Genomic DNA, 4,363 nt, shown 5'->3' with positions numbered 1-4,363 from the left:
GCCGGGTGACCGAGCAGACGCGACTGCGGCGTCTTCGTGGCTTGTCGCGCAGTTCCCCGCGCCCCTACGGGGCTGTGCTCAGCGCTTCTCCAGTTCGTGACGCAAGTCGTCCAGCTCGGAGCCGCCCGCCATCTGGCGGGTCAATTCGTCCAGGGTGACCTCGTCACGCGCGTAGCTGCCGAACATCTTGCCGCGCTTGAGGAGGACGAAGCGGTTGCCCACCAGGTACGCGTGGTGCGGGTTGTGGGTGATCAAGACCACTCCGAGGCCCGCGTCCCTGGCGGCCGCGACGTACTTGAGGACGACGCCCGACTGCTTGACGCCGAGCGCCGCCGTCGGCTCGTCGAGGACCAGGACCTTGGCGCCGAAGTAGACGGCGCGCGCGATCGCCACGCACTGGCGCTCACCGCCCGACAGGGTGCCGATGGGCTGGTCGACGTCCCGCAGGTCGATGCCCATACGGAGCAGCTCCGCGCGGGTCGTCCTGCGCATGAGGTCGACGTCCAGGCGCTTGAAGGGGCCCACGCCCTTCGTCGGCTCGGAGCCGAGGAAGAAGTTGCGCCAGACCGGCATCAGCGGGACCACGGCGAGGTCCTGGTAGACCGTGGCGATGCCGCGGTCCAGGGCCTCGCGCGGCGAGCCGAGCTTCGCGTCCTCACCGTCGATGCGGAAGTCTCCCGCGTCGTGCCGGTGCAGGCCCGCGATGATCTTGATGAGGGTCGACTTGCCCGCGCCGTTGTCGCCGAGGACGCAGGAGATCTCGCCCGCGTGGACCTCCAGGGAGACGCCTTCGAGGGCGCGGATGTTGCCGTAGTACTTACTGACGTCGTCGAGCTCGACGAGCGGGGTGCGGCCGGGCTCGGGGTCCGGCACCGCGTCGGTGACGTCGGTCGTGTCGGTGGTCACTTCGTCGCCTCCGCGCGCTTGCGGACCCAGTGGTTGAGCAGGGTCGCCAGGAGCAGCATCACTCCGAGGAAGAACTTGAACCAGTCCGGGTTCCACTCGGCGAACACGATGCCCTTGCTGACCATGCCGAAGATCAGGGCGCCGACGGCCGCGCCGACCGCGGAGCCGTAGCCGCCGGTGATCAGACAGCCGCCGATGACGGCCGCGATGATGTAGATCAGCTCGTTGCCGACGCCCTCTCCGGACTGGACGACGTCGTACGAGAAGAGCAGGTGCTGGCCCGAGATCCAGGCGCCGAAGGCGACGCCCATGTACAGACCGATCTTGGTGATGGCGACCGGGACGCCGACCGCGCGGGCCGCTTCTTCGCCGCCGCCGACCGCGAAGATCCAGTTGCCCACGCGGGTGCGGAGCAGGATCCAGGTGGCGACCGCGATCAGGCCGAGCCACCAGAGAATCGTGATCTTGAAGTCGACGCCGCCGATGGTGAGCGTCGAGGCGAAGACGTCCTTGGCGGAGGCGAAGCCCTCCATGTCGGCGATCGACTTCGTGGAGACCGTGCCGCTGATCAGCTTGGTGAAGCCGAGGTTCATGCCGGTCAGCATCAGGAACGTACCGAGCGTGATGATGAAGCTCGGCGGGTCGGTGCGCGTCAGCATCACGCCGTTGAAGACGCCGATCGCGAGGGTGACGACCAGCGAGACGAGCACGCCGACCCAGACGTTGGCCGTCATCTGATAGCTGAACATCGACGAGACCAGCGCGGAGGTCGTCACCATGACGCCCGCCGACAGGTCGAACTCGCCGCCGATCATCAACAGCGCCACAGGCACCGCCATGATGCCAAGGGTCGATGCCGCGTAGAGCACCGTGGCGAGGCTGTTGGCCTGCAGGAAGCTGTCAGCGGCGACCGCGAAGAAGATGAAGACGGCGATGGCGCCGACGACGGAGCCGAGCTCGGGGCGGCCCATCAGCTTCTTCAGCGGCGAGGCCTTCAGGAGGCGCTCGTCCGTCTTCGTGTCCGCAGGGCCCGGAGACGGGGCGGGCGCCGGAGCTGTCGCTGTCATCGGGTCCCTCGCTTCGCGTATTCCTCCAGCTCGGCGGCCTGATCCTTGGTGATGATCTGCGGTCCGGTCAGGACCGGCTTGCCGCCGCCGAGCACATCGGCGTTGTACTTGTAGAGCCAGAGCAGGTCCACGGCCTCATAGCCCTGGAGGAAGGGCTGCTGGTCGACGGCGAAGCCGAGCGTGCCGTCCTTCAGGCCCGCCGCGACCTTCTCGTTCAGGTCGAAGGTGTCGACCTCCGCCTTGCTGCCCGCGCTGTCCTTGGCCTTCACCGCGGCGTCCGCGAAGGGCGCGCCGAGCGTGACGACCGAGTCGATGTCCTTGTCGGACTGCAGCCGGGCCTCGATGGAGGACTGCACGTCGGGCATGTTCGTACCGGTCACGTACAGGTTCTGCAGCTTGCCGTCGAAGGTCTTCTTGGCGCCCTCGCAGCGCTGCTCGTGCCCGACGTTGCCCTGCTCGTGCAGGATGCAGAGCGCCTTCTTCTTGCCGCGCTTGTTGAGCTCGTCGCCGACGGCCTCGCCCGCGATCGTCTCGTCCTGGCCGATGTGGGTGAGCGCACCGAACTCCTTGGACTCCGCGGAGCCGGAGTTCACGGTGATCACCGGGATGCCGGCCTTCTTGGCGCGGGCCAGGGCACCCTTCATCGCGGCGGGCTTGGCGAGGCTGACGATGATGCCGTCGACCTTCTTGTCGATGTACGAGTCCACGAGCTGGGCCTGCTGCTGGGCCTCGGCGTTGTGGGCGTAGAGGAACTTGATGTTGTCCTTGACGGCGGCCTGCTCGGCGCCGCTCTGGACGATGTCCCAGAACGTGTCGCCGTCACCCGAGTGGGTCACCATCCCGAACGTCCAGTTCGGCGTGTTCACCGCCGCCTTGCCCTGTGCCGTTGCCGCCTTGCGTGCGTCCTCGGCGCGCTTACCGCCGGTGCTGCTGCACCCCGCGAGGGACACCCCGAGCACCGCGACCAGCACGGCGCCCACCGCACGTACCCCTGTCTGAACCCTTGCCACGACGCCGTGCCCTTCTAGCTCTGCTCTTCGGTGAGGCCGGTCCGGATCCCCGGCCCCAGCCGCCCAAGTATCGACCACGCGGATCACGCGTGTGTTCATCGGGTACCGCGGGCCGTGTACTTCTCCAGCTTCGGCACATCCTTCCCGGTGACGATCGCGGGTCCGGTGAGGACGGGCTTGCCGCCTCCCAGGACGTTCGCGTTGGTCTTGTAGAGCCACAGTTCGTCTATGGCGAGGTAACCCTGGAGATAGGGCTGCTGATCGACGGCGAAGCCGACCTCCTTGGCCTTGAGGCGCTTGACGACCTCGGCGTTCAGGTCGAAGGTGTCGACCTCCGCCTTGCTCTTCGCGTCCTCCTTGGCCTTCACCGAGTAGGCGGCGATCGGCGCGCCGAGCGTGACGACGGCGTCGATGTCCTTGGTGGCCTGGAGCTTCGCGCTGATGGAGGACTGGGAGCCGGGCGCGTCGGTACCTTGGACATTGAGGTTCGCGACCGAGCCCTTGAAGGTCTTCTTCACGCCCGCGCAGCGCTGCTCGAGCGAGACGTTGCCCTGTTCGTGGATGACGCAGAGCGCCTTCTTCTTGCCGCGCTTGTTGAGCTCGTCACCTACGGCCTCGCCCGCCACCGACTCGTCCTGCCCTATGTGGCTCAGCGCGCCGAAGTCGGCGGAGAACTCGCCGCCGGAGTTGATCGTGACGACCGGTATCCCGGCGGCCTCGGCCTTCCCGAGAACCGCCTTCATCGCCTCGGGCTTGGCCAGGGTGACGACGATGCCGTCGACCTTCTTGTCGATCGCCGACTGGACGAGCTCGGCCTGCCCCTTGGCCTCTTTGTCGTTGGAGTAGAGGAAATCGACGTTGTCCTTGCGGGCCGCCTGCTTGGCGCCGCTCTGGACGATGTCCCAGAAGGTGTCGCCCTCGCCGGAGTGCGTGACCATGGCGATCTTGAGGCGAGGCGTGTCCACGCCTTTGCCGCCTCCACCGCCGTCGCCCGACGTGTCCTCGTCGTCCTTGCCGCCGGAGCTGCTGCATCCGGCCGCGAGGGCGATCACCGCCAGGAGAGCTGCTGCCGTGCGGGCTGTACGCCTGGGGGTACGCATAGGGGTACGCATGGTGGGACCACCTCTTCTCCCGGCCGCCCGAATGCGGCTGGGGGAGTTCTAGCGGCGGGCGCGCGGCAGCGTCAATGGATTTGTCAGAACATTCTGACGACTGTTGGCGAGTTGGTATACACGCGTCGGGGCCCCCCCAACACCAGGGGCGGCCCCCACACAGTCGCGCGGTCGGCAGGTATTCGGCCGTCAGTGCCAGTGTCATATAAACAAAAACCAGCCCACCAGAAAAGGAAAAAAAACGGAATGCCGCATGTGGGGTTAAAAA

4 protein-coding genes are annotated in these 4,363 nt (G+C 67.0%); all 4 read right to left on the bottom strand.

Annotated features, from left to right (window positions below; all coding sequences use genetic code 11):
* Positions 1-78: 78 nt before the first annotated feature.
* The 4 genes from ACFQ7F_RS45420 to ACFQ7F_RS45405 all read right to left on the bottom strand — a co-directional run bounded on the left by ACFQ7F_RS45420 (position 79) and on the right by ACFQ7F_RS45405 (position 4,095).
* Entirely contained in the window at positions 79-906 is an 828-nt protein-coding gene (locus tag ACFQ7F_RS45420) for an ATP-binding cassette domain-containing protein (protein ID WP_383285530.1), read from the bottom strand.
* On the bottom strand, positions 903-1,973 hold the full coding sequence (locus ACFQ7F_RS45415) for an ABC transporter permease (RefSeq protein WP_383285527.1): 1,071 nt from the start codon (positions 1,971-1,973) through the stop codon (positions 903-905). The genes ACFQ7F_RS45420 and ACFQ7F_RS45415 overlap by 4 nt, the downstream gene beginning before the upstream one ends.
* On the bottom strand, positions 1,970-2,983 hold the full coding sequence (locus tag ACFQ7F_RS45410) for a sugar ABC transporter substrate-binding protein (protein WP_383285524.1): 1,014 nt from the start codon (positions 2,981-2,983) through the stop codon (positions 1,970-1,972). Before ACFQ7F_RS45410 ends, ACFQ7F_RS45415 begins: the two co-directional genes overlap by 4 nt.
* Positions 2,984-3,078: 95 nt before the next feature.
* The gene (locus tag ACFQ7F_RS45405; RefSeq protein ID WP_383285521.1) at positions 3,079-4,095 is read right to left on the bottom strand and encodes a sugar ABC transporter substrate-binding protein; all 1,017 of its coding nucleotides are present in this window, start codon (positions 4,093-4,095) and stop codon (positions 3,079-3,081) included.
* Positions 4,096-4,363: the final 268 nt, after the last annotated feature.

Source organism: Streptomyces sp. NPDC056486 (assembly GCF_042795295.1).
Classification (GTDB): Bacteria; Actinomycetota; Actinomycetes; order Streptomycetales; family Streptomycetaceae; genus Streptomyces.
Note: the sequence above shows the minus strand (reverse complement) of the source record. Positions and strands in the feature narration are given on the sequence as shown.